This window comes from Roseateles aquae (genome assembly GCF_032337115.1).
Taxonomy (GTDB): Bacteria; Pseudomonadota; Gammaproteobacteria; order Burkholderiales; family Burkholderiaceae_C; genus Roseateles_C; species Roseateles_C aquae.
Map to the genome: position 1 here is coordinate 194,398 of NZ_JAVXZY010000010.1, position 24,364 is coordinate 218,761.

The window sequence follows — 24,364 nt, forward strand, 5'->3', positions numbered from 1 at the left end:
TAGCGTGCGCCGCTGCTCAACACACGTTTTCAGGGGCGCTGGACCGCGCCCGGGTCGCTGGCCGGGCCGAGCAGCAGATCGGCCTGGCGCGGATGGCGGTACTGGAAACGTGGCCGCAGCTCCTCGGGCAGCGGCGCCGCGCTGCCGTGCAGGCGGCTGTCCGGGGGCATCGCGAAATCGGCCGTCAGCGCGCTGGGGTCGAGGCTGAAACGGGTGTTGCCGCCCGACTCCCAGCCCGGCAGGATGTCCAGGCTGCCCATGCCGGCGATCAGGTTGTTGTACAGCCGCACCCGTTGGGCGCCGGGGCTGACGCGCAGCAGCCCGCCGGGCCAGCGCTGCGCATTGATCCAGCTGTTGTGCGCCAGGTCCAGCGTGTTGGTGGGCCAGACATAGCCCTCGACGCCATAGGACAGCATCAGGTGGTTGTCGGTATCGGCGCTCTGGCCGATCAGATTGCCGATCACCCGGCACTGGCCGCCGTTGGGGAATTCCAGCTCGTAGCTGGCCGAGCCGCCTTCCTCGTCGGTCAGGCGGTTGTATTCGATGTTGTTGCGGGCCGCGCGGCTCTTCAGCAGGTGGCCCTTGTGGCCGCCATGGAAGTAGCAGGCGTGCACGCTCAGCTCGGCGATGCGGCCGACATAGAGCAGGTGGGCAAAGCGCGGCCCTTCATGGGCTTGCATGAATTCACAGCCGATGATCTGCAGCCGCGCCTTCTGATCGTTATTGGTCAGCAGGCCAATCTCGCAATGGCGGAAGCTGCAATCGATCACGCGCAGCGAGCCGCTCTCGAAACGGATGCCGGCGCCATTGCTGTCGGGCACGCGGGCCTCGCTGAAGTCAAAGCCCTGGATTTCCACGTCTTCGCCGCTGATGACGAAGATGGCCTTGTCCTGCGCCAGCCGGCCGGCGGCCCGCAGCCGCACCCGGCCGCCGACGGCGACCAGGCGTAAGCCCTTGCGCGACCAGCTGGCCGAGTCGCCGACGTAGTCACCGGCCTGCACCTCGATGCGATCACCATCCTTGCACTGGCGCGCCGCCTCGGCCAGCGTCTTGATCGCCTCGCCGGGGCCGACGCGCAGCAGCCGCTGCGCCGGGCTCTTGGCATTCTTTGCAGCAGGCTTGCTCGGCTTTGGCGCTGCCCAGACCGGCAGGCTGCCCACCGCCAGGCCGGCCAGCAGCAGGCGGCGTGACGGGGCAAGGGCAGTGGGACGGTGGCGCGGCATGACGGTATCTTGGAACAGCAATGGGAGGGTAGACCAGACGGTGAAGGCGCCGGCGAAGTGCGCGGATGATAGCGAGCCCCGAACACAGCACTGGGTCAGTGATCAACAGCGCCGCTGCGCTGCAGCCGGCCCGGTCGATCGGCCCGTACCGCACTGGGGTATTGATGCCGCGCAGACCGCCGGCCCGAAGTGCCGCTAGGCTTGCGCCCCATCCAATCCCTCAACAAGTGCTTTTCCATGCCCAGTCTTTTCGACCCCTTCCAGCTCGGCGCCCTGCAACTGGCCAATCGCATCGTCATGGCGCCGCTGACGCGCAGCCGTTCTCAGGGCCTGCTGCCCGGCGAGATGGCGATCGAGTACTACCGCCAGCGGGCCTCGGCGGGGCTGATCATCAGCGAGGGCACCCAGGTCTCGGCCGATGGCCAGGGCTATCTGGACACACCGGGCATCCACACCCCCGAGCAGATCGCCGCCTGGCGCCGCGTCACCGACGCGGTTCACGCCGAGGGCGGCAAGATCGCGGTGCAGCTCTGGCATGTCGGCCGTATCTCGCATGTGCAGTTCCAGCCAAACGGCGCCGCGCCGATCTCGTCCACCACCCGTGCCGCTCAGGGCAAGACCTTCACCGCCGAAGGCTTTGTGCCGGTGTCGGCGCCACGGGCGCTGGCCAGCAGCGAGATCCCCGGCGTGGTGCAGCGCTTTGTCCATGCCGCCGAATGCGCGATGGAGGCCGGCTTTGATGCCGTCGAGGTGCATGGCGCCAACGGCTATCTGATTGACCAGTTCCTGCGCGACAGCATCAATGACCGCAGCGACGACTACGGTGGCAGCATCGCCAACCGGGCGCGGCTGGCCGTCGAGGTGATGGCGGCCATTGCCAAGGCCATTGGCGCTGATCGTTCGGGCCTGCGCCTGAGCCCGGTCACGCCGGTCAACGACGCCGGCCAGGACAGCCAGGCCCAGGCGCTGTTCAACCATCTGGCCGCGCAGCTGGCGCCGCTGAAGCTGGCCTTTCTGCACATCATCGAGGGGCAGACCGGCGGTGCCCGCGATATTGCACCGTTTGACTACCCGCAGATGCGCCAGCACTTTGGTGGCGCCTGGATGGTCAACAACGGCTACAGCCGCGAGATGGCGCTCAAGGCGGTGGCCGAGGGGCAGGCCGATCTGGTCGCCTTCGGTCGCGATTTCATCTCCAACCCGGACCTGGTGCGCCGCCTGCGCCTGAACGCGCCGCTGCAGCCGCTGGACCGCGCCACCCTCTACGGCGGCGATGCCAAAGGCTATATCGACTATCCCGCGCTGGCAGGATGATCAGGATCGGGTATTCTGCAGATATATTAAATCGGAATACCCGCCCATGAACCTGCTCCAAGCCTGCGCCGCCCGGCGTGATCGGGTGTTCGCCGCCATCGGCGATGCGGCGCTGCTGCTGCCCAACCACCATTTACCGCAGCGGGAGGACGATGCCAGCCGCTATCACGGCTGGCGCTACGGCTTTGAGCATTGGCGGCCGGCCAGTGATTTCTACTACCTCTGCGGTTTTGAGGAAGCCGAGTCGCTGCTGCTGCTGATCGGTGGCAGCAAGCCGCGCAGCATCCTGTTCTGCCGTGCGCGCGACCCGGCGCAGGAGCAGTGGAACGGTCGCCGGCTGGGGCCGGCCGCTGCGGCCGACATGCTGGGCTTGGACGAGGCCTACCCGATCACGGAGCTGGAGCAGCGCCTGCCTCAGCTGCTGCAGGGGCAGCGCAGCCTGCACTACCCCTTCGGCGTTGACGCCGGGCACGATCAGCGCATCTTCGCGGCGCTCAACACACTGCGGGGCGCCCGCGCCATCCGTCAGGGCAGTGTCTATCCGATCGCCCTGCACGATCCGCGCGCTCTGCTGCATGAGATGCGCGTCATCAAGGATGAGGCCGAGGTCGCGCTGATCCGCCAGGCCGCAGACATTTCCGGCGCTGCAATGGTGCGGGCGATGCGTTTTGCGCGCCCGGGGCAGTTCGAATACGAAGTCGAGGCCGAACTGCTGCATGAATTCCGCCGTCGCGGCGCACGTGGGCCGGCCTACAACCCCATCGTTGCAGGCGGGGCCAACGCCTGCATTCTTCACTACATCGAGAACAAGATGCGGCTGAACGAGGGCGAGCTGCTGTTGATCGACGCTGGCTGCGACTTCCAGGGCTATAGCGCCGACATCACGCGCACGCTGCCCATCGGCCGCCGCTTCAGCGGACTGCAGCGCGAGCTCTACGAGATCGTGCTGGATGCGCTGGACAAGGGTATCGCCACGCTGCAGCCGGGCCAGTCGCTGCAGCGCCTGCACCAGACGCATCTGCAAGTCGTCAGCCAGGGCCTGCTGGACCTGGGCTTGCTGCAGGGTAGTCTCGATGGCGTGCTGGAGCGCCAGGCCTATCTGCGCTTCCTGATGTGCGGCACCGGGCACTACCTGGGCCTGGACACGCACGATGCCGGTCGCTATCACCGGCCCGATGGCTCGTGGCGTCCGGCCCAATCCGGCATGGTGCTGACCGCCGAACCCGGGATCTACATCAGCCCGGCCGACGACATCCCGGAACGCTACTGGAACATCGGTGTGCGCATCGAGGACGATGTGCTGGTGACGGCCGCAGGCCCCGAGCTGCTGACCGGGCAGGTGCCGAGGTGCATAGGAGACATCGAGGCGCTGCGGGATTAGGCTCTGATCTTGGCCCGGAACAGCTCGGCAATGCCAACTTCACGCGGCCCCGGCAGCAGTTCGAAGCGATCGCCGGCGGCCAGCGTGCCTTCACGCTGCACGGCCAGATAAAAGCCGCACCAGCCGCTTTCGCTCATCAGCTTGACGGCCTTGTTGAAGCCCATCACCGCATTGAACTTGAAGCAGGGGAAGCGCGGCTCGCTGACGACCAGCTCGCAGTCCGCAAAGCGCAGCACATCGCCGACCCAGACCTGCTGCTCGCTCAGACCCTGCAGCGTCAGGTTCTCGCCCAGGCTGCCCGGCGGCAAGACCTGGCCCCAGTCGCCCGCCTTGGCCTGGGCGCGCACCGTCTGCCAGAAGCCGTAGTGCTCGCTCGGGTAGGCATAGACGGCCTTGCTGAGGCCGCCATGCACACTGAGGTCGGCCTGCTCATCGCCCTCCAGGCCGAGCGCGGCGACGCGGACCCGACCCTCGCGCGCTTGCTTGCGAATGCCGCTTTGATGGATCTCTCCGTTGCAGAGCAGTGGCGCGGCGCGCCCGGTGTTGAGGCTGATGATGGACGAATTCATGGGTTCAGGGCTGAGGCGGAAGGGGCAGGGGATTCTCGCCGCCGATGGCGTCGCGGGTCAGGTGGTCGAGCGCGAAGGAGACATCGCCGACCATCTCGTCCAGCAGGCGTAGCAGCTCGGCGTCAAAGAAGTCCGGCTCCGGCGCCAGCAGGCTCAGCGCGCCGACGGCCTGGCCGCCGCGTCGCAGCACAAAGGCGGCCATGGCCTCGACGCCCGGCGGTAGCAGCGGCGCGGGCGGCTTCTGCAGTTCCGGGTCCTGCATTGCGTGGTTCTTGATGATGTGGGCATTGCCGCGTATCACCTGGCTGCTCATCGAGCTGCGCGCAAAGGGTGCGTCGACGGACCAGCTGGCGGGCACGCCCGGCATCAGCCGGTCGATCGGCCCTTCGACGGCGACGCGGCGAAAGCTCGTGCCCTCCAGCAGCACGACACTGGCCAGCGTCGCATGACCGGTGCTGACGCAGATCCGGCACAGGCCCTCGAACAGCGACTGCGAAGACTCGTGGCGGCGCACGATCATCTGGTTGGTTTCTGATAAGGCCTTGTAGAAGCGCTGCAGCCGCTCGCGCCGTGATTCGGCCTCGTCCTGCTCGCGCCGGTAGCGCGACCAGACCGCACCGGCCAGCGCTGCGCCGAGCAGCGCCGCGGTGGCCACCATGGCCAAGGCCAGCCAGATCGCCTCGCGCACGGCGGCCTGCGCGGTCTCAGAGGTCTGGCGGGCGACCTGCAGCTGCAGGTCAACCAGTTCGTCGAGCAGCCGGTCCAGCGCCAGCGTGCGCACACGCAGGTCGCGCTGCACATTGCTCAAGTCGGCACTCGGCTCGGCATCACGCAGCTGCACCAGCAGGGCCTGCGTCTGCGCCAGCAAGGGGCTACAGCGGTCGATCAGCGCCTGTTCGCGCTCGACCATCTCGGTGCCCAGATAGTCGGCCCAGTCCTGGGTGACGCGGCCGAGCACGCCATCCAGATCCTGGCGCAGCCGGCGCGGCTCAACGCCGGCCTGCAGCCGGGCGATCAAGGCCGGCAGCTCACCGATCAAGGCCTGCTGCATGCGCCGCAGCTGCTGCATCGGTACGACGCGGTCACGATAGACCGAATCGATGCGGTCGCTCATATGGCGCAGCTGCATCACCCCGCCGACGGCCAGCAGCGCCATCAGCACGAGGATCAGACCAATCAAACTCGTCAATCGCTGCTTCAGCGACCAGCCATCAACTCCGGCCATGGCGCCGTTCTCCCTGAGCGTTTGGGCGATTGTGGCGCAAGCAGGCGTGCTGGCTGATCGTCATTCGCGGCGCCTTCAGCCCCGGCCTTTGTCGTTCCGCGGCATTCAACCGGCTATCAAAAAACAGATGATCTTGCACAAGCGGGCTTCCTGCGGCGCGGTTCTACTGTCGGTCACACGTAGTTCAACCAAGGCCTTTGCAATGTCTGACCTGATTCAGTTGCTCAACTGGCGCTATGCCACCAAGAAGTTCGACCCGTCCAAGTCCGTGCCGCAAGACAAGGTCAGCCAGATCCTGGAGGCGATCCGGCTGAGCGCCAGCTCCAGCGGCCTGCAGCCCTACCACGTGCTGGTGGTGACGAACCCGGCCGTGCGTGAGCAGATCAAGGTCGTGGCCTGGGGCCAGGGCCAGATCACCGACAGCTCGCATCTGCTGGTCTTTGCGGCCTGGGACAACTACACCGCCGAGCGCATCAACGCGGCCTTCGACCTCGTCAACCAGGAGCGCGGCTTCAAGAACGAAGGCTGGGAAGCCTACCGGCAGCAGCTGCTGGCGGGCTATCCCCCGCGTGATGCCGAGGTCAACTACCAGCATGCGGCGCGCCAGGCCTATATCGCCGTCGGCACCGCCTTGCTGGCCGCGGCCGATGCGGGCGTCGATGCCACGCCGATGGAAGGCTTTGATCCCGCCAAGGTCGACGAGATCCTGGGCTTGCGCGCCCAGGGCCTGCGCTCGGTGGTGCTCTTGCCGCTGGGCTACCGCCAGCCCGAGGGCGACTGGCTGGTCAAGCTCAAGAAGGTGCGCCAGCCGCTGGAGCAGTTCGTCAGTCGCATCGACTGATCTGAAGGTGTGCTGAGCGGGCCTGGATGGCCTCTTTGAGCGCCCGCACCGCCGCTGCCGAGCTGCGGCGGCTGGGAGCGCTGGCAAAGCCAAAGGCCAGCAGTTCGGCGGCCACGTCGTCATCGGCAATGCGGCACGAGGCATGCAACTCCGTCACGCCTGTGGCGGCCATCAGCGCGCCGACGTTGTCGGCCCGGATGCCGCTGCCGGCCAGGATCTGGACGCGGCCTCGACTTTGCCGCACCAGTGTGGCCAGTTGCGCGGCGCCGGCCGGCGCGGTCGGCGCGCCGCCCGAGCTGAGGACGCGCTGAAAACCCAGCGCAATCGCCGCCTCCAAGGCGACGCCGGGCTCGGGCACGAGGTCAAAGGCGCGGTGCAGCGTCAGGGCCAGGTGGCCGGCATGCCGCGCCAAGCGCTCCAGCATCGGCAGGTCCAGCCCGCCATCAGCGCCAAGCGCACCAATGGCCACGCCGGCCAGGCCAGCTTCAGCGGCCAGTTCGATATCGCGCCGCATCACCCTTTCTTCGGCGGCCGTGTAGACGAAGTCACCGCTGCGGGGGCGTATCAGCGCAATCACCGGGAGGGCCAGGCGGGCCGCTTCGGCCATCAGGCCGGCGGAGGGCGTCAGGCCACCAAGATCCAGGCAGCTGCACAGCTCGATGCGGTCGGCACCGCCCTCGACGGCGGCCTGCAAGCCCGCCACATCGTCCACACAGACTTCCAGCAAGCTCATTCGCGCACCCGTTCCATACGCAGTTGTTCATAGGCGCAGGCCGCGCCGATCAGGCCGGCCTGATCGTTCAGCGTGCTGGGGCGCAGCAGCGGCTGATCGTCGCGGCGCAGGATGCGCTGGCGCACCGCCTGATCCAGCGCCGCCACCAGCTCGGGGCAGCGGCTCAAGCCGCCGCAGACCGGCACCACGCTGGCACCGCTGAAGTTGACCACCATCGCCAGCGGCCCGGCGATCAGCTCGAGATAGGCCGCCACCGTGGCGGCAGCCCCCGCATCGCCGCTCAGCCAGGCCTGCAGGATCTGCCGGCTGTCGAACTGCGCCTGTGTCTGTTTCGCCTGCAGCCAGCCATGCAGGCGCTCCAGCCCGCGTGCGCCGCCGATGGTGTCGACGCAGCCGCTCTGGCCGCAGCTGCAGGCAAAGCGCGGCAAGCGCAGGCGCTGGCCGTCGGCCCGCTCCAGCAGGGCCTCGTTGACGACGGGCCCGTGGCCCCATTCGCCGCCGAGGCCGCCGCCGCCGCGCACCCACTGCCCGTTGACGACCAGGCCGCCGCCCACGCCGGTGCCCAGTACCGCGCAGAACACCACGGCGTGGCCGCGGCCAACGCCTAATCGCGCCTCGGCCAGCGCGGCGCACTGCGCGTCGTTGCTGACGACGACCGGCATGCCCAGCAGGGCGCTCAGCTCGCTGGCCAGCGGCCGCCCGTTCAGGCAGGGCAGATTGGCCGCATCCACCTTGCCACTCTCTGGCGAGACCAGGCCGGTGATCGAGATCGACAGTGCCGCGCCTGGCGCACCTGGCGCGGCATGGGGCTGCAGCGCCTGCTTCAGTGCCGCACAGAACTGCGGCCAGTTCTGGGTTGGCGTGGGCAGGTCCGCGAGCAGTTCGCAGCCGTGGTCGGGCCTCAGGCGAGCGATGCGCAGGTGCGAGCCGCCAATGTCGGCGAGCAGCAGATTGCGAGGGGCCTGAGAGGGCGAGGGCAGGGTCATGGGCAGGGTTCAGCAAGGTCTGCAGGGCGGCAGCGTTGGCCGCCAGCCAAGAGGCGCGCCAAGCCGCGACGGCGCGCAGTTTAGGACGGCACCTCCGGCCGCGGACGCTAGAAACGCAACTGTCGCAAGCCCGCCTCATGTCGTTTACTAAACAAAACTAAACTGCATTCGAAAAATGAAAGTTTGTTGAAGCTCTGTTCCTTCCTTTGTATAAATTTTCCTGGGTGGAATGCGATGCAAAGCACGTTGAAACCGGCGGTTTTAGTCGTTTAGTAAATCCTCAGGGTTCTCCCCAAATTGCGCTTGCCGCAGTTTGGGAAAACGAGCAAACGCCGGCCTGCCGAACCCCGCGGGGGATTGGGTGCTGGGTATCACATCGAACTTCGAGTGGGATGAACCTCTGGGCTCGGTGCATCGGGCGCTGGGACATCCGGACTGAATGACCGTGCGAAGCGGGGAGCGCGCCATCAGGCGGCGATACGCACCCTGCTCACGCCCTACAAAGCCCCTCGCCGGGCACGACCAGGAGACACAGATGAGCTTCAGAATCCTCCCCGCCACGCGGCAGCGCCGCTGGTCCGTCAGCCCCATCGCCATGGCCGTCAGCCTCGGCCTCCTGGCCCTGAGCCAGGCCCAGGCGCAGACCGCGCCGGCCGATGCCAAGGCCGACAAGAAAGCCGCCGCCGATCAGCTGGAGACGGTGGTCGTGACCGGCTACCGCTCCTCGATCGAAAAGAGCCTCGACCAGAAGCGCAACGCCAATTCCATCATCGACGTGGTGACGGCCGAAGACGTGGGCAAGTTCCCCGACAAGAACGTCGCCGACGCGCTGCAGCGCGTGCCCGGCGTGATCATCGACCGCAGCGGTGGTGAGGGCAAGAACGTCAGCGTGCGCGGCCTGTCCTCGGAGCTGACGCTGACCCAGCTGAACGGCAACTACATCGCCACCGCCGAGTCGAACGGCGACCCGACGCGTTCGTTCAACTACATGCTGATGCCCTCGAACATGCTCTCCAGCGCCGAGCTGTTCAAGACGCCCGAGGCGCGCATCGACGAAGGCGGCATCGGGGGCACGGTGATCCTGCACACCCGCCGGCCGCTGGACGTGAAGGCGAACAGCGGCTTCGTCAGTGTCGAGGGCACCTGGGCCGACACCACGGGCAAGACCGACGGCCAGTATTCCGGCCAGTACAGCTGGCATGACGAGGCCAAGCGCTTTGGGGTGCTGGTCGGCGTCACGCAGCAGAAGCGCACCACGCGCACCATGGGCGCCAGCACCGAGAACTGGCAGTGGTATGCCGACGACTACAAGGCCCACCCGGCCACCGATGTGAACGGCCAGCCCTCGGGCATGAGCTCGCGCTGGTGGGGTCAGTCCGGCTTCTACGACCAGAACGGCAAGTACTACACGAACTTCATGATGCCGACCTCGGTGAACCTGAACGTTCGTGAGGAGGCGCGTGAACGCAAGGGCGGCCAGCTGACGATGCAGTTCAAGCCCAGCAACGAGCTGACGCTGACCGGCAACTACTTCCGCTTCGACCTCTCGCAGAACTCGCAGACCCATATCCTCAAGGTGCCGGAATGGAACCTGGCCCGTTACGACGGTGACGGCAACTGGCCCACCGGCCGCCTGCTGGACCAGCTGAGCTTCGACCGCAGCGGCAGCATCGTCACCGGCGCCAAGTACAGCGCCCACCCCGGCAAGACCTACTACTGCAGCGAAGACCAGGCCAAGGCCGGCGGCCAGAAGCCGGGCGGCTGGGGCCCGGATGACTGCAGCGTGCCAACGCCGCAGATCACCGGCAGCTTCAATCGCGAGAAGGCGCAATCGCAAACGCTGGACCTGGAAGCGGCCTGGAAGAGCGGCCCGCTGGAAGCCACGCTCAAGGGCGGCAGCACCTGGGCCAAGGGCGGCCCCGACATGCAGTTCACGATGCCGATCAAGCCGCGCATGCAAAACGCCAGCGGCGGCTACACCCTGGGCAACACGGCCAGCGCCTGGAGCCTGGTCGGCACGCCGACGATGACCTTCGCCCCCGAGCTGATGGCCAATCTGCAAAAGGGCATCGGCGAGATCGACCTGGGCTCGACCTCGTCCTCCTGGACGCGCAACAGCACCGATCAGAAGTACGCGCAGGCCGATGTCACCTGGCAGCTGGAGCACGACTGGCTGGAGTCCATGCAGTTCGGCATGAAGTTCCGCGATGGCGGCACGCACCGCAGCACCGGCAACAATTACTGGGCCTGCAAGGGCACGGATGTCAGCAACTACGACAACCGATTCCAGAACGGCTGCGATCCGAACGCCTCGAAGTTCCAGGCCGCCTTCCTGTATCCCGATTCGCTCGGCCGGCTGCCGGGCGGCATCAGCGCCAGCGCCTTCCCTGCCATCAACTACCCGGCCTATGTCTCGTACCTGAACCAGACCTATGGGTCGATGCAGACCCGCAACGAGAACAACTTCGTCTACAACGTCGGCGAGAAGATCACCGCGGCCTATGTGCAGGCGAACATCCGCACCGAGCGGCTGCGCGGCAACGTCGGCCTGCGTTTCGTGCGCACCAGGCAGCATGCCGATTCAACCGATCAGGTCGACTACTACAACGACTACTTCTTCAACGGTGCCGATGGCAAGCCGGCCCCCTGCCAGGTCGGTGGCAAGCCGGCGGCCGGCGCGCCGGCCGGCTCGGGCTGCGTCAGCGGCTTCACGACGCTGCCGGACAGCAACAGCAATCCGGCCAGCGGCCATACCTCGAGCTTTGTCGTCAGCTCGCTGGATCGCACCTACAACGATGTGCTGCCCAGCCTGAACCTGGCCTATGAGCTGAACAAGGACTGGCTGCTGCGCGCCGCTGCGTCCAAGGTCATCTCGCGGCCCGGCTATGGCGACATTGCCTCGCCGGGCGGCCTGAAGTACTACAGCCAGGAGTATGTGAACGACCGCCGCCTGATCGGTGGCGCCGACAAGCAGGGCTGGTTCGGCGAAGGCAGCAACAAGACGCTGGAGCCCTACAAGGCCACGCAGTTCGACCTGGGCGCCGAGTGGTACTTCCACCGCGGCTCGGTGCTGGGCCTGGATCTGTTCCGCAAGAACGTCAGCAACTTCTCGGTGCCGGTGGTGCGCGACATCGTCATGAATGTCGGCGGCAAGGACGTCACCGTGCAGAACTACTCGACCACCGCCGGTGGCCGCGATGGGGTCTCGCAAGGCATCGAGTTCTATGCCCAGCACACGCTGGACATGGGCCTGGGCTTCCAGTTCAACTACACCTACAACAAGACCAACCAGGCGGCGATCACGCTGGCCGATGGCAAGCAGATCGGCACCTCACCGCTGGTCGGCAGCGCCAAGAACCAGACCAATCTGACGGTGTTCTACAACAATGACAAGTACATGCTGCGGGGCTCCTACAACCGTCGTGGCGAGGTGGTCGGTGGCCTGATCAATGGCCTGAATGTGTACGAGGAACCCTACAGCCAGATCGATCTGAATGCCTCCTACAACCTCAGCAAGGAACTGACGCTTTCGGGTTCGGTGCTGAACCTGACCAAGCAGGAAACGCGTTCGCATCTGGGCAACGACACCCGTGACCGCTTCTTCGCCAATGGCTATGCCGGCCGCATTGCCTATGTGGGGCTGACCTACAAGTATTGATCCCTACTCGTCCCTCCTCACCCCCTTTGCGTCGCAGCACGCGAGGGGGCCTTCACATCGGCAGGCCTCCACCAATGCAAGCGACGCGACTGCCGATCTTTTTATTCATGCGAACGACCACCAGGCGATGAGCGAGACAGACAAACAGCGAATCCGGCGCGTGGTCGTCGTGGGCGGTGGCAGTGCCGGCTGGATGGCGGCGGCGGCGCTGGCCACCTATCTGGGCCGGCAGGCCACGGTGCGGGTCGTCGAGTCCGAGGAGATCGGCATCGTCGGCGTCGGCGAAGCCAGCGTGCCGCACATCCGCCAGTTCAATGGCCAAATGCTGGGCATTGACGAGGCCGAATTCGTCAAACGCACCCAGGGCACCGTCAAGCTCGGCATCCAGTTCAATGACTGGAGCCGCATCGGCGACGCCTATATCCACGGCTTTGGCGTCATCGGCCGCTCGCTGGGGCCGCTGCCCTTTCATCAGTTCTGGCTCAAGCTGCAGCAAAGTGGGCGGGCGGCGCCGCTGGGCGAGTATTCGCTGCAGACGCTGATGGCGCCGCAGGGCAGGTTCATGCCGGGCGACAGCGATGCGCCGCCGGGATCGCCGCTGGCCGATATTGCCTACGCCTACCACTTTGACGCCGCGCTCTATGCCCGTTTCCTGCGCGAGCTGTCCGAGCGCCGCGGTGTGCAGCGCATCGAGGGCAAGGTGGTGAGCGTGAGCCAGCGCGCGGCCGATGGCTTTGTTGAGTCGCTGACCCTGGTCAGCGGCGAGGTCATCGAAGCTGAACTCTTCATCGACTGCTCGGGCTTTCGCGGCCTGCTGATCGAGGAAACGCTGAAGACCGGCTATCTGGATTGGAGCCACTGGCTGCCCTGCGACCGCGCGGTGGCCCTGCCCTGCGAGGGTGTGCAGCCGATCACGCCCTACACCCGCTCCACTGCGCGCAGCGCCGGCTGGCAATGGCGCATCCCGCTGCAGCATCGCACCGGCAATGGCTATGTGTACGCCAGCCGCTACCTGAGCGACGATGAGGCCGCGGCCACGCTGCTGGCCAATCTGGACGGCCAGCCGCTGGCCGAGCCGCGGCTGTTGCGCTTCACCACCGGCATGCGCAAGCAGGGCTGGAACAGGAATGTGGTCGCCCTGGGCCTGGCCAGCGGCTTTCTGGAGCCGCTGGAATCGACCAGCATCTACCTGGTGCAGTCCGGCATCAGCCGCCTGCTGAGCCTGTTCCCCGGCCGCGACTTCAACCCGCTGCTGGCCGAGCGCTTCAACCGCGACACCGCCTTCGAGTACGAGCGCGTGCGCGACTTCCTGATCCTGCACTACCACGCCACCGAACGCGACGACTCGCCGTTCTGGAACTACTGCCGCACCATGAGCATTCCCGAGGGCCTGCGCGAGGCGATGGAACTGTTCCGCGCCGATGGCCGCTACTTCCGCCAGGGCGAAGACTTTTTCGCCCTGCCCAGCTGGGTGCAGGTGATGCTGGGCCAACGCATCCTGCCGCGCGGCTACCACCCCATCGTTGACGATATGCCGGAAGACCGGCTGATCGAATTCGTCGAAGGCACACGCAAGACGCTGGCTAATGCGGTTAGCGCCATGCCCTTGCACCAGCAATGGTTGCAGCAGCATTGGCAGGCCCAGGGGCCGAGCGCATGAGCTGGCGGCACCTGTTGGCGCTCGCTTTCGTCGCCCTGGCTTCAACGGCAATGGCCGCCACGCAAACCGAGAAGCTGATCAGCCAGGGCTGGCAATTCCGCCTGCTGCCCGGCAGCCCGCAGGCCGCCGCACACCCCGAAGCCACGCGCTGGCATGCGGCCACCGTGCCCGGCACCGTGCACACCGATCTGCACGCTGCCAAGCTGATCCCCGACCCCTATGCGGGCGCGCCCGAGGCGGCGTTGCAATGGATAGGCCTGGCCGATTGGGAGTACCGCACGCAGTTCGACGCGCCGTCGCAGGCCCTGGGCCAGCCGCGCAGCGAGCTGCTGTTCGAGGGCCTGGACACCTTTGCCGAAGTCAGCCTCAATGGCCAGCCCCTGCTGAGCGCCGACAACGCCTTTCGCAGCTGGCGGGTGCCGGTGCAAGGCCGCTTGCGCGCCCGCGGCAACGAGCTGCGCATCGTGTTCCGCTCGCCCATCGCCAAACTGCTGCCCCGGGTGCAGGCCATGCCGCTGAAGCTGGCCGGCAACTACCCCTCGCCCTATGGCGACGAGCCGCCGGACGCGATGACCGCCAACTTCGTGCGCAAGCCCGGCTACCACTACGGCTGGGACTGGGGCCCGCGCTATGTGACGGCCGGCATCAGCAAGCCGGTGCGGCTGCAAAGCTGGAGCACGCTGCGCCTGACCGACTTGCAGCTGCGCCAGGACCATGTCGACGCCGATGCGGCCGAGCTGCTGGCCCTGGCCACGGCCGACGTGCTGCGGCCGGGCTCCTACCAGCTGCGTCTGTGGCAAACCGCGCCGGACGGCAGGCGCAGCCTGGCCGCGCAACAGGCGGCCAGCCTGCAAGCCGGCGAGCAGCGCCTGACGCTGCCGCTGCATATCGACCAGCCGGCGCGCTGGTTCCCTAACGGCTACGGCGCGCAGCCGCTGTACCGCTTTGAGCTGGAGGTGATGGACGGCGCCCGCTCGATCTCCCACCTCAGCCAACGCACCGGCCTGCGCCGCATCGAGCTGCGCCGCGAGCCCGATGCGCAGGGCCGGAGCTTCCACTTCCTCGTCAACGGCATCCCGGTCTTTGCCAAGGGCGCCAACACGATTCCCTTCGACATGTTCCAGCCGCGCGTGAGCCCGGCACAGCTGCGCCGCGTGCTGCAATCGGCGCGCGACGCGAACATGAACATGCTGCGCATCTGGGGCGGCGGCTACTACGAGAGCGAGGCCTTCTTCGATCTGGCCGATGAGCTGGGCCTGCTCGTCTGGCAGGACTTCATGTTCGGCGGCGGCATGCAGCCGGCCTACGACCCCGCCTTCCGTGCCAATGTGATCGCCGAGGCGCGCGAGCAGGTACGCCGCCTGCGCCACCACCCCAGCCTGGCGCTCTGGTGCGGCAATAACGAGGAGGAAGTGGCCTGGAAGTACTGGGGCCAGGGCCAGGCCTTGAAGGATGCCGACCCCGCCTTTGCCGAGCAGGTCTGGCAGGGCTATCGGCAGCTGTTCGGCAGCGAACTGCGCCAGCTGGTGGCCGAAGAAGGCGGCGGCATCGCCTACTGGGCCAGCTCGCCCGGCGATGATCTGGCCGAGCTGGCCAACACGCCCGCCAGCGGCGATATGCATTACTGGGAGGTCTGGGGCAACCCGGCCCACCCGGTGGGCAAATACCTGTCCATCACGCCGCGCTTCATGTCCGAGTACGGCCTGCAGGCCTGGCCGGTGCAGCGCACGGTGGATGCCTTTGCCACGCGCGGTGAGCAGGGCCTGGCCACGCCGGTGATCGAAGCGCACCAGAAGTTCATGGCCGGCCGTGGCAATGAGCGGCTGCTGAAATACGTGAACGACGAGTTCGGCGAGCCGCGCGACTTTGCCGATTTCGTCTACAAGAGCCAGGCCATGCAGGCCGAGGGCATTCAGCTGGCCGCACTGCACCACCGCGCCAGCCGGCCCTTCACCATGGGTTCGCTGTACTGGCAGCTCAACGATGTGTGGCCGGGCGCGTCCTGGTCCAGCATCGACTGGCTGGGCCGCTGGAAGGCCTTGCACTTCCATGCGCGGCGCTTCTTCGCGCCGGTGGCGGTGGCTGCGCTTCGAGACGGAGAGGGCGAAGGCAATACCCGCCTCAGCCTGCTCAACGACCGCCCGCAGCTGCGCCATGGCGAGCTGCGTCTGCGCGTGATGGCGCTCGACGGGCGCGTGCTGCGCGATGAGCGGCGGCCGGTCGAGCTGCCGCCACTGTCTGCCACGCTGCTGGCGCGCTATGCGGACGCTGATTTGCTCGGCCAGGCCGATCCGGCCCGCACCGTCGCGGTGTTTGATCTGCAGGTCGACGGCGAGCCGGCCTCGCGCAGCATCGTCTACTTCCTGCCCGCCAAGGCGCTGGCCTGGTCCGAGCCAGGCTTGCAGGCCACGTTGCGGCCCGAAGGCAGCGGCTACGCGCTGGCGCTGACATCGACCGCGCTGGCCCGTGCCGTCTGGGTCGACTTCGGCGACCTCGACGTCGAGCTGTCCGACAACGCCATCACCTTGTTGCCCGGCGAGCCGCTGCGGCTGACGCTCACCTCCCGCGCCAGCCTGAAGGCCTTGCGCCAGGCGCTGCGGCTGCGCTCGTTCAGCGGGGCAGCACGGTGAGCACGGCCCCGCATGCTTGAGGCGTGACCATTCCCTTTGAACGCGAGCGAACGATGCCGAACTTGACACTCCGCCTCAGCGCCATCGTGCTGATCGGCCTGTGCATCTGGGCGTTCGCCGCCCCAGCCGCCGCCGCGCCGACCGAGGGTTTGAAATTGCACTACCAGCGCACGTACAACGGCAAGCCGGTCGAGGGCGAGGATGCCATCGTGCTGCTGGCCGCCCGCAGCGAAGCGCTGATCAGCGCCGAGGCCGTGCTGGCCGGCAAGGCGGCGTTTCCCCATGAGCAGACCCTGGTGAAGCCCGCCGCAGGCGAGCTGCTGCAGCTGGCGCGGCTGAACTCCAGCGAGACGATCGCCACGCTGGACCGCGAGGCGCTGGGCAAGCAGCGCTTCGAGCTGATCGAAAGCGAGGGCAAGACCATCCTCGGCCATCGCTGCCGCATCGCCAGGACCGTGGTCAACTCCAACACCATCGAGCTTTGCTACACCAATGAACTTCCAGTTGCCGGCGCGCCCACCGTGCTGGGCCATCAGCTCGGCCTGGTGCTGGAGCTGGTGCGCAATGGCAACTTCGTCATCCGCGCGACCCAGATTGAAGCCTTCCTGGGGCTGGACTTGGGCGCGATGGCGCAGGGTGGATCAACAGATGAGCCCTTCGTAGCGCCTGCTCTGCTCGACGGCCCCAGCTACAAGGACCGGCTGTGGAAGAGCCGCTTCACCACCATCCCGGTGTTCCAGGATCAGATCGTCAACTTCTCCGAGCAGGACCGCGAGCCGCGCGAAGGCGTCACCCGCTATGCGAACGGCACCGTGGTGCTGAAAACGCTGCAGCTGCCCGAGATCCAGCCCGGCAGCCAGGTGTTTGTGGACCTGCTGGCCCGCTCCAATGGCGACGCCTACGACCGCACCGGCTCGGTCTTCGTGATCCCGCTGAAGTCGCAAGGCCATGCGGGCAAGCGCAGCTTCATGGACGGCCTGCAGTACGGCGTGGCGGCGCTGCCGCTGTACCAGAACGGCAATGGCCGCAGCTACCGCGGCGTGGTCGCCACCGAGGGCTACGCGCCGCTGATCGAGCTGATGCGCTTCTTCACGCCCTTTGGCGTCAAGCACTTCAACCATCTGCAGCTCAAGGGCAAGACCTGGCACGAGGCCGTGCCCTACCGGATGGACATCACCGACATTGCCACCCGCCTCTCCGGCCAGACGGTGGCCGTGGGCGTGTTCATCGGCAACTACGACCAGGGCGGCCACAAGATCGACCTGAATCTCACCATCCACGCGAGCGACGCGGCCACCGCCATGTACTCCAAGCCGCAGGAGCACAAGCCGGCCGCCAGCCCGGTGCTCATCCCGCTGTTCAACACCACCAATGTGATGGAGATGGCCAAGCAGGACTACGCGACCATGTTCGATGTGCCCAAGGGCCTGGAAGTGAAGTTCACGCTAGCCCGCCCGCTCAAGAACGCCCGCCTGCGCTACATCGCCACCGGCCACGGCGGCTGGACCAACGGCGACGAATTCCAGCCGAAGAAGAACACCCTCCTGCTCGATGGCAAGCCCCTCTTCGCCTTCGTCCCCTGGCGCCAGGACTGCGGCGCCTACCGCCTCTTCAACCCCGCCTCCGGCAACTTCAACGACGGCCTCTCATCCTCCGACCTCAGCCGCTCCAACTGGTGCCCGGGCACCGCGACCAACCCGGTCTATATCGATCTAGGCGATCTGAAGGCCGGGCGGCATGTGGTGTCCGTGCGCATCCCGCAGGGGGCAAGGGAAGGGGAGAGCTTCAGTGCGTGGAATGTGTCGGGGGTGGTGGTGGGGGAGTGAGGGGCAGCAATTTATCCACGGTCTGGTTTGGGCGCGTCTTCCGACGCTGGAGTGGCTTGCCTCCAGGCTAAGCCGCGTCACAAACTAATGGATATCCGCCGAAGAAGCGCAAGTCGCGTCATGCCGCCTCATATGGGCTTCCGCAACTTTGTTGATGATGCAGGGAAACGGATGCGGTACGGTCGCCCGCTGGAATCTCAATATCGGAACTGCCATGCCAGACAAAATTCCGCCGGGTGTGAAATGGGGTGCAATCGGGTTGCTCGCAGCGACGATATTGCTGCTCCCGACGATGCTGATCGCAAACAAGGGCGACTCTGCACTGTGGTTTGTGGCTCTGCTGGTGCTAATGACGGCAGCGCTGACACTTACGGCGATTGTCTTCGGTGGTCTGAATCTGAACGACCCTGGCGAGGCTTTCGGCTTGCCGTCAGGGTCGGTGCGCACCCTGTTGGCCGTTGGCGTGATGGTTCTTTTCGCGGTCTTCGGGCTGAAGTTCTTTGCTGATGCTTCGGCACAAGGCCAACAGCCGATGATCTCGGATAAGCCTGTTGCTCAGATTAAGGTCGCTGCAGATCGACTGAGCGACGAGGTGGCGCGCTACGAAAAGGAGCAGGCACTGAAGGTGATCGTCACCGCGAATGGCCGGCTCGCCACGGCGACCGACGCCGGCGTGCCGGCAGAGGCTAGCGTCTACTTGATTGAGCGTCGGCGCAGCGCCGATGCAGTCGACGTTCAAAAGCAATTGCTGACAGCGATCATCACCCTCCTGACCACAGTGATTGGCTTCTACTTCGGCAGCAAGAGCGCAAGCGAGGGCTTGAAGCGCGGAGGCGGGGTGAATCCACCGGCAGACCCCACGGGACTTGGTCCACAGCGTGATGCTCTCAAGACGGATGGGGATGCGGTGGATAGCAGCATTGCGACTCAACGGAAGAAGCTTGCAGACTTTCGCGCTGCGCCGGCGGTGGCCGACGCGGTCCACGCCAAGGCGATCGCTGAAGCCTTGTCGAAGGCGACGAGCGTGGAGGCTGGTTTCGATGCGCTCAGGAAGGCTTTTGGAGAGGCTTACGCAGTTGCACAAGACAAGTTTGCAGCCGTTGCCACTGCAGCTGAAGGCACCGATCGCAGCGCTCGCGAAGCAGAGGCGCAGATAGCTATGAAGAAGGCGCGCGACGCGCTTGATGCGCTGAAGCAAGCTTCGCAGCTACTTGCGGAACAGCTTGAGATGTTGCGTAAGCAAACGGCGGAGGGTTGAACCATGACTGCAGCCACCTATGAGGTGCTAGCGACAGGGCTGAACTTGCGTGACCAACCCGGATTGCAAGGTCGCGTTCTGACGGTTCTTGATCGCGGCCAGATTGTCATCGCATCAGCGCCCGAGCAGGACGGATGGATGCCCGTGAGTTCGGGCGGCATCAGCGGCTTCGCAGCGGCAAAATTTCTTCGCTCGGTGGCCGAAGCAAGTCCTCAGGCTGGTGCGGCCACAACTGTTGATGTCAACCTGAAGGATCGCGACTTGTCACGGCTTCACCCTGAATTTCGTACCAAAGTTGAGCAGGTTTTGCAACGTTGCCAAGATGAAGGCATCCCTTTCAGGGTCTTCGAAGCTTACCGTTCACCTGAGCGTCAAGCTTGGCTGTACGAGCAGGGCCGCACCCGAATGACCGGCGGGATTGTGACGAATGCTCGTGCTTGGGCGTCGTTCCATCAATACGGCCTCGCCGTTGACTTTGTGTTGTTTGAGGCCGGCCAGTGGAGCTGGGACGATACCGGGGCGCGCGCATTGCATTGGAGGCGGTTGAAGGATCTGGTGCAGGACGCAGGGCTGCGCAGCCTGAGTTTCGAAACGCCGCATGCCGAATGGCCTGTCAGTCTTGCGAGTTTGCAGAGTGGAAATTTGCCTGCAGATGGCGATGCCACTTGGTTCGACACTCTGGAGGCGGCAGTTGCACGCTGGCAAGACAGGCAACCCAGCGCTCCGCAAGTCGGGCGCTTTGAGCGGCCTGCGCTGGCAACTTGAGCAAGAAGCTTGGAACTCGTGTTACCTGGTCGGGACGAGCAGGAGCGAACGTGTTGCGATCTGCAGAGTGCGCCAAACCATGGTTCCTTGCGAGACAGCAGCCGGAATCGGGCTTGATGAGCGTTGATCGATGCGCTCACGATGAACGCCTGCAGCGGTTGATGCAAGTTCATCTGAAACTCATCTCTTCTCAGCCCCGCTTCTGGCAGCTTCAACGCCGGGCTGCCGTCCTCCTATCTCAGCCGCAATGGCTGGTGCTAGGGCCCCGCGTCCAACCCGGTCTATATCGACCTCGGCGATCTGAAGGCCTGCCGGCATGTGCTCGCCGTGCGCATCCCGCAGGGGGGCCAGGGAAGGGGAGCGCATGAGTGCGTGGAATGTGTCGGGAGTAGGGGTGTGAGGGGTGGCTTTGCAGCGGCTGCCAGCTCTCGTATGTCCAAAATCGGAACTCGGAAGCCGACGTTAAACGGATGAGCTACTCGGACGCCATACCGATTCATATTCATCAGCGCTTAAGCGTCACGACTCGCGCCTGAGTCTTGACGATTTCCATGAATCGATTGCGTCGCCAACACGACAAGTGCGCCAAGGCCGATCTTTGCCAAATCAATGGCGGCTGCTGCGGCTGCGTGGATCCGCTCTGCACGTTGCGTCTGAAACTTGATCGCCTCATTGAGCAAGTCTTGATTGGCAGATAGTTCCTTGACGATCTTTCTAATACCGTGGTCAGAGCTATCGAACTCCAGCCACACACCGCCAGCAAAGAAGCCTACGGTTAGCAGAGTGACAAAGAGCATGGGCCACATGGTATTTCGCTCAATGTTCATGGTTCCTCCTTCGGATTCCAACCAGCGCAGAGGGCTGATCATGGTGAGCCGTAGAGCTTTTTTCATCATCAGGAGCGTGGATAGCCGACATCGGTGCATTCAAAGGAGGGCCTTCATTCAGTCGCAGAGCAAGCCGTTGCCGGTTGCCGTGGTGTTGCATTAGCTGACGCACCCTTGCCTCTTCAAATCTGAGAACGCACCCACTGAATAGGCGACACAGACAGCCTCGCCAGCTGCCAAGTGCGCGTGTGTTCTCCACCAACTTGATGATGGCTCGGTAAGTTCCTCTGGTTACCCTTCGACGCTCAAAACATAGGTGAGTTCCATGTCCACACTTCAGCTCGACAAAGACTTGGTGAAGAAGATCAAGAACTGGACCGCAGCGACGGACTTGCCTGCGGCATTGAAAGCCCTGGGCGACAAGCAGCAGTGGCAACTGCTGTTGACGCCGCTGGGCCAACTGCCGCAGGAGCCAGAGCCTGAGGTCTCTTTGCCGCTCCTGGACAAAACGGCTACGGCCAAAACCTCACAGTTCGGCTGGGACTGGAGCGCTACGGCAGGAGGAACAGGCGCCGTCACAGTTGACGTCATCGACAAGGCACTCTTGGAAAAGCTGAAGATTGAGCCGGGCAAGGAACGTATCGCACTCTCCGTCGGCGCCGACCTGGCGTTGAGCGCGGGCGTGAAAGGAAACCAGGTCATCGGAACCTGGGGGCAGACCTCCGCTGCTTTTTCCGCTGAAGCAGATGCGAAGTTGCATTGGTACTTTGGCGACGCCACGACAAAGCTGCTCATCGACGCTTTGGCCGAGTCGCGGCGGTACTGGTTGCTGCCCAATGACTACATAGGACTGATGTCGCTCGCGTCTGACCCGGACTTCTGGGGGCTGCGGCTGAACCTAAATGGAAAACTCCAGGCCCAGCTGAGCGCCGGTGCGAAGCAGGGATGGAGTGGCTGGACCTACGGTCTCAACGGCGAGCGAGCAGAGATAGGCTTGAGCATTGGCGTCGACGCCAGCGTTAAGTTCGCAAAATCGGCCGAGGTCAGCTTCCACGTGCGCCCGGAGTTCCGACATGAGACCTGGGGCCTTAAGGTTGAAGTAGAAGTTCTGGATGCGCGGTCCGACGCTTTCACGCTGACGCTGGCGGCTTCGTTGGACCTGAGTGCGTTGGTCGGCAGTGCGGAACATGCACTGCGCGCGGCCTGGCCGGAGATCAATCCGGCGGCGCTTGATGCGCTGACGAAGCCGGGTACCGCGCTTAGCAAGAGAATCACGGACATCGTCAATGCGAAGCTGTCCGACGTTGACGTTAGGAAGCTGGCACTCATTGCACTGGGTCAAACTGATGCTGAGGCCGCAAAGGCCGACTGGATTGAGAAGCTCACCAAGCCGCTGACCGAAGCACTCGACGGGTCGCTCGATGCCATCGCTGAAAACGCTGCGGACGCGGATGCGTTGGTCAGCAGTTGGCTGGATCGCTTGTTTGGTGACACGCAGCTCACGGCCGGCCTGAAGACGGCTTTTGAAGATGCTGCGAAATCTGCGCTGACTGAAGCGACAGAGCAGTGGAAGACTGAAGTCGGCAAAGTGACGGCAGCAATCACCGGGAAGACTGGCGACGCTTTAGAACTCATCCTCATGCCGCTTGGCGCGCTGGGCGACAAGATTGACAAGGAGCTGAAGCGGCTCAATGGGGCGGTACCAATGTCCGTCGTCAGCGCGCTGGCTGCCTATGGCAAAGCCAGAAAGCGCCTGCTGGCTGCGCTATCTGCTGCGAAGAAGGCCAAGCTCGGGCTCACGTTGGCCGAGCAGATCCAACGCAGCAAGTCCCGCGGCGTTGCAGTTGCTGGGTGGTTTAGCGGCATGGGAGACCAAGTCGCCGCGCAGCGCCTGTATCACTCGCTGTGCAGCGGACGCATTGCGCTGCTCGGAGATCTCGTCGATGCTGCGCAGGCAGGACATTCGTTCGAACTCGATACGGGCTGGCTGATCAGCACGGCCAAGGAGGTCGAGAACCAGTCGGCTGTGCTCTCGGTGTTCGGATCCGACTTCACCGACACGCGGGTGAGCCTGGTGGACATGGAGTTCAAGGCCGATCTGTGGGGGCGGCTGATCGCAGCCAAGGCGATCGCCAGCGTCGACTCGCGCACATTGAACCCTTGGCTTGAACGCACGGCAGCGCTGGCCGTGAGCGCCAACCTCAACGCGGCGGATGGCATCAAGCGCCTGGAGGTGACGCTGGACGGCGCCTTTACGGCGCGCGGCAAAAAAATTGACCAGGATCGCGTGCAAGACATCGTCGACAGCTATGCGGCGCTTGTGGGCATTCGCCCGCCGCGTGACATCGGCATGCTGCTGGGGGCGCCAACCGCACAGGAGAAGAAAGACGTGTTCTGGCGCGACCTCACCATCGCGGTGCCAGTCAGGCTAGACCCCGCCGACTGGAAGAAGTTCGAGGACCGGCCGCGCGATCTTGTCCTGCGAGCCTTCCTGCGTCGAGGTCTTCAGTGCCTGGACCAGGTTTACGCGGGAAAGAAGGGGTTTAACCAAACGTCGCCGTCCGAGGCGCTACGGGAGAAGGCTGACGAGGTATTTAAGGGCGACACAGACGTCGGTCGCATGGTCGCCTACCTCGGTGATTTCGAGTCACGGCATGTGGATCCCAGAGAACCTGACATCACGTACGCAACTCGCATGCACTACCCCGGGGTCAAGAACACTGCCGGCATCACGAATACAAACCTGCAGTTCACTGTGTTCCATCGCTTCGCTGGCGTGCTTCGTGCAGCAGCCACCCTTCATGGAGCCGCTGCCGGACTCCGGCAGGCCATCCTCGACGGGCCGCCAGCGGAGTTGCCAACGGCCGTGCGGGGCCGCGTCGAACGACCGTTGCGAGATATGCGTGACGCATTGGAAGCGGTCGCGGTGGCCAGCCAGACTTTGACTGGATTTGGCGAAGACTTGAGTTGGCCCTTCGGTACTTTCGTCCTGGCAATGGCGGAGCTGACGGACATCTTGCCGCCAGGATTCCTGATGGTGGCCGAGAAGTCAGGTGCTGAAGCGGCCATCCCGCTGCTGGTCGTATGACCTGAACGACGCAGGCCGTAAGCTCCCCCGTCAAGTAGACAGTCGAATACTGGAACCTGCGGCGGTGGTTAACCTGGGCAGGAACTGCTTGGGAGGCAGCCCGCCCAGGGCGTCGTGAGGACGCTGCTCGTTGTAGATGCGCAGTCAGTCCTCGGTGATGTACTCGACCTGCTCGATGCTCTTGAACACGTAGGCATCCAAGACCTCGTGCCGGCAGGTTCGGTTGAACCGCTCGATGTAGGCGTTCTGGCTCGGCTTGAAACGCCCCGGGTTCCGCGGAGGCCAGTTGGTTTAAGTCAGACGGTCGCGGCCTGACCAGCGCGTTGACGATGGTAATTGGCTTCGAACTCGGCAGGCGGGACGTGATCGAGCGGCCCCAT

At 65.1% G+C, this 24,364-nt stretch carries 16 protein-coding genes and 1 pseudogene; 10 read left to right on the forward strand and 7 right to left on the reverse strand.

Features of this window, described 5'->3' with window-relative positions; all coding sequences use genetic code 11:
• Nucleotides 1-29: 29 nt before the first annotated feature.
• Nucleotides 30-1,223, reverse strand: a complete 1,194-nt coding sequence (locus tag RQP53_RS20835) for a right-handed parallel beta-helix repeat-containing protein (protein WP_315652617.1) — start codon at nt 1,221-1,223, stop codon at nt 30-32.
• 237 nt (nt 1,224-1,460) lie between these two features.
• Here RQP53_RS20835 and RQP53_RS20840 point away from each other — a divergent pair, with 237 nt between their 5' ends.
• Nucleotides 1,461-2,537 carry an alkene reductase gene (locus RQP53_RS20840; RefSeq protein WP_315652618.1) on the forward strand — a complete coding sequence of 359 codons (1,077 nt, stop codon included), beginning with the start codon at nt 1,461-1,463 and terminating at the stop codon, nt 2,535-2,537.
• 46 nt (nt 2,538-2,583) lie between these two features.
• Nucleotides 2,584-3,918 (forward strand): aminopeptidase P N-terminal domain-containing protein, encoded by a 1,335-nt coding sequence (locus tag RQP53_RS20845; RefSeq protein ID WP_315652619.1) that lies wholly within the window; start codon nt 2,584-2,586, stop codon nt 3,916-3,918.
• Here RQP53_RS20845 and RQP53_RS20850 read toward each other — a convergent pair.
• Nucleotides 3,915-4,487: an MOSC domain-containing protein gene (locus RQP53_RS20850; RefSeq protein ID WP_315652620.1), complete on the reverse strand. Its 573-nt coding sequence runs from the start codon at nt 4,485-4,487 to the stop codon at nt 3,915-3,917. The two genes, RQP53_RS20845 and RQP53_RS20850, sit on opposite strands and share 4 nt — an antisense overlap.
• Nucleotides 4,488-4,491: 4 nt before the next feature.
• Nucleotides 4,492-5,712, reverse strand: a complete 1,221-nt coding sequence (locus RQP53_RS20855; RefSeq protein ID WP_315652621.1) for an MCP four helix bundle domain-containing protein — start codon at nt 5,710-5,712, stop codon at nt 4,492-4,494.
• 202 nt (nt 5,713-5,914) lie between these two features.
• Between RQP53_RS20855 and RQP53_RS20860 the strand changes: the two genes are divergently transcribed.
• On the forward strand, nt 5,915-6,553 hold the full coding sequence (locus RQP53_RS20860; protein WP_315652622.1) for an NAD(P)H-dependent oxidoreductase: 639 nt from the start codon (nt 5,915-5,917) through the stop codon (nt 6,551-6,553).
• Here RQP53_RS20860 and RQP53_RS20865 read toward each other — a convergent pair.
• Both RQP53_RS20865 and RQP53_RS20870 read right to left on the reverse strand, forming a co-directional pair.
• Nucleotides 6,537-7,286, reverse strand: coding sequence for a copper homeostasis protein CutC (locus RQP53_RS20865; RefSeq protein WP_315652623.1), 750 nt, complete (start codon nt 7,284-7,286; stop codon nt 6,537-6,539). The genes RQP53_RS20860 and RQP53_RS20865 overlap by 17 nt on opposite strands.
• Complete coding sequence (locus RQP53_RS20870; RefSeq protein WP_315652624.1) at nt 7,283-8,272, reverse strand: ROK family protein; 990 nt, start codon at nt 8,270-8,272, stop codon at nt 7,283-7,285. Before RQP53_RS20870 ends, RQP53_RS20865 begins: the two co-directional genes overlap by 4 nt.
• Nucleotides 8,273-8,807: 535 nt before the next feature.
• On the opposite strand from RQP53_RS20870, the gene RQP53_RS20875 reads away from it, so the two are divergent.
• The 6 genes from RQP53_RS20875 to RQP53_RS20900 all read left to right on the forward strand — a co-directional run bounded on the left by RQP53_RS20875 (nt 8,808) and on the right by RQP53_RS20900 (nt 20,069).
• Nucleotides 8,808-11,930, forward strand: a complete 3,123-nt coding sequence (locus RQP53_RS20875; RefSeq protein ID WP_315652625.1) for a TonB-dependent receptor — start codon at nt 8,808-8,810, stop codon at nt 11,928-11,930.
• Between the two features lie 127 nt (nt 11,931-12,057).
• Nucleotides 12,058-13,590 (forward strand): tryptophan halogenase family protein, encoded by a 1,533-nt coding sequence (locus RQP53_RS20880; protein WP_315652626.1) that lies wholly within the window; start codon nt 12,058-12,060, stop codon nt 13,588-13,590.
• A gap of 50 nt (nt 13,591-13,640) precedes the next feature.
• Nucleotides 13,641-16,220 (forward strand): beta-mannosidase, encoded by a 2,580-nt coding sequence (locus RQP53_RS20885; protein WP_315652627.1) that lies wholly within the window; start codon nt 13,641-13,643, stop codon nt 16,218-16,220.
• A gap of 62 nt (nt 16,221-16,282) precedes the next feature.
• Nucleotides 16,283-18,046: a PNGase F N-terminal domain-containing protein gene (locus RQP53_RS20890; RefSeq protein WP_315652628.1), complete on the forward strand. Its 1,764-nt coding sequence runs from the start codon at nt 16,283-16,285 to the stop codon at nt 18,044-18,046.
• 214 nt (nt 18,047-18,260) lie between these two features.
• Entirely contained in the window at nt 18,261-19,304 is a 1,044-nt protein-coding gene (locus RQP53_RS20895; protein WP_315652629.1) for a hypothetical protein, read from the forward strand.
• A gap of 3 nt (nt 19,305-19,307) precedes the next feature.
• Nucleotides 19,308-20,069 carry a D-alanyl-D-alanine carboxypeptidase family protein gene (locus RQP53_RS20900; RefSeq protein WP_315652630.1) on the forward strand — a complete coding sequence of 254 codons (762 nt, stop codon included), beginning with the start codon at nt 19,308-19,310 and terminating at the stop codon, nt 20,067-20,069.
• Between the two features lie 512 nt (nt 20,070-20,581).
• On the opposite strand, the gene RQP53_RS20905 is transcribed toward RQP53_RS20900, so the two are convergent.
• Nucleotides 20,582-20,896: a hypothetical protein gene (locus tag RQP53_RS20905; RefSeq protein ID WP_315652631.1), complete on the reverse strand. Its 315-nt coding sequence runs from the start codon at nt 20,894-20,896 to the stop codon at nt 20,582-20,584.
• A 325-nt stretch (nt 20,897-21,221) separates the two neighbouring features.
• Between RQP53_RS20905 and RQP53_RS20910 the strand changes: the two genes are divergently transcribed.
• The gene (locus RQP53_RS20910; RefSeq protein ID WP_315652632.1) at nt 21,222-23,984 is read left to right on the forward strand and encodes a hypothetical protein; all 2,763 of its coding nucleotides are present in this window, start codon (nt 21,222-21,224) and stop codon (nt 23,982-23,984) included.
• 30 nt (nt 23,985-24,014) lie between these two features.
• Here the strand turns inward: RQP53_RS20910 and RQP53_RS20915 are convergent.
• Nucleotides 24,015-24,242 (reverse strand): annotated as a pseudogene (locus RQP53_RS20915) (integrase core domain-containing protein); the annotation flags it as partial.
• Between the last annotated feature and the right edge of the window lie 122 nt (nt 24,243-24,364).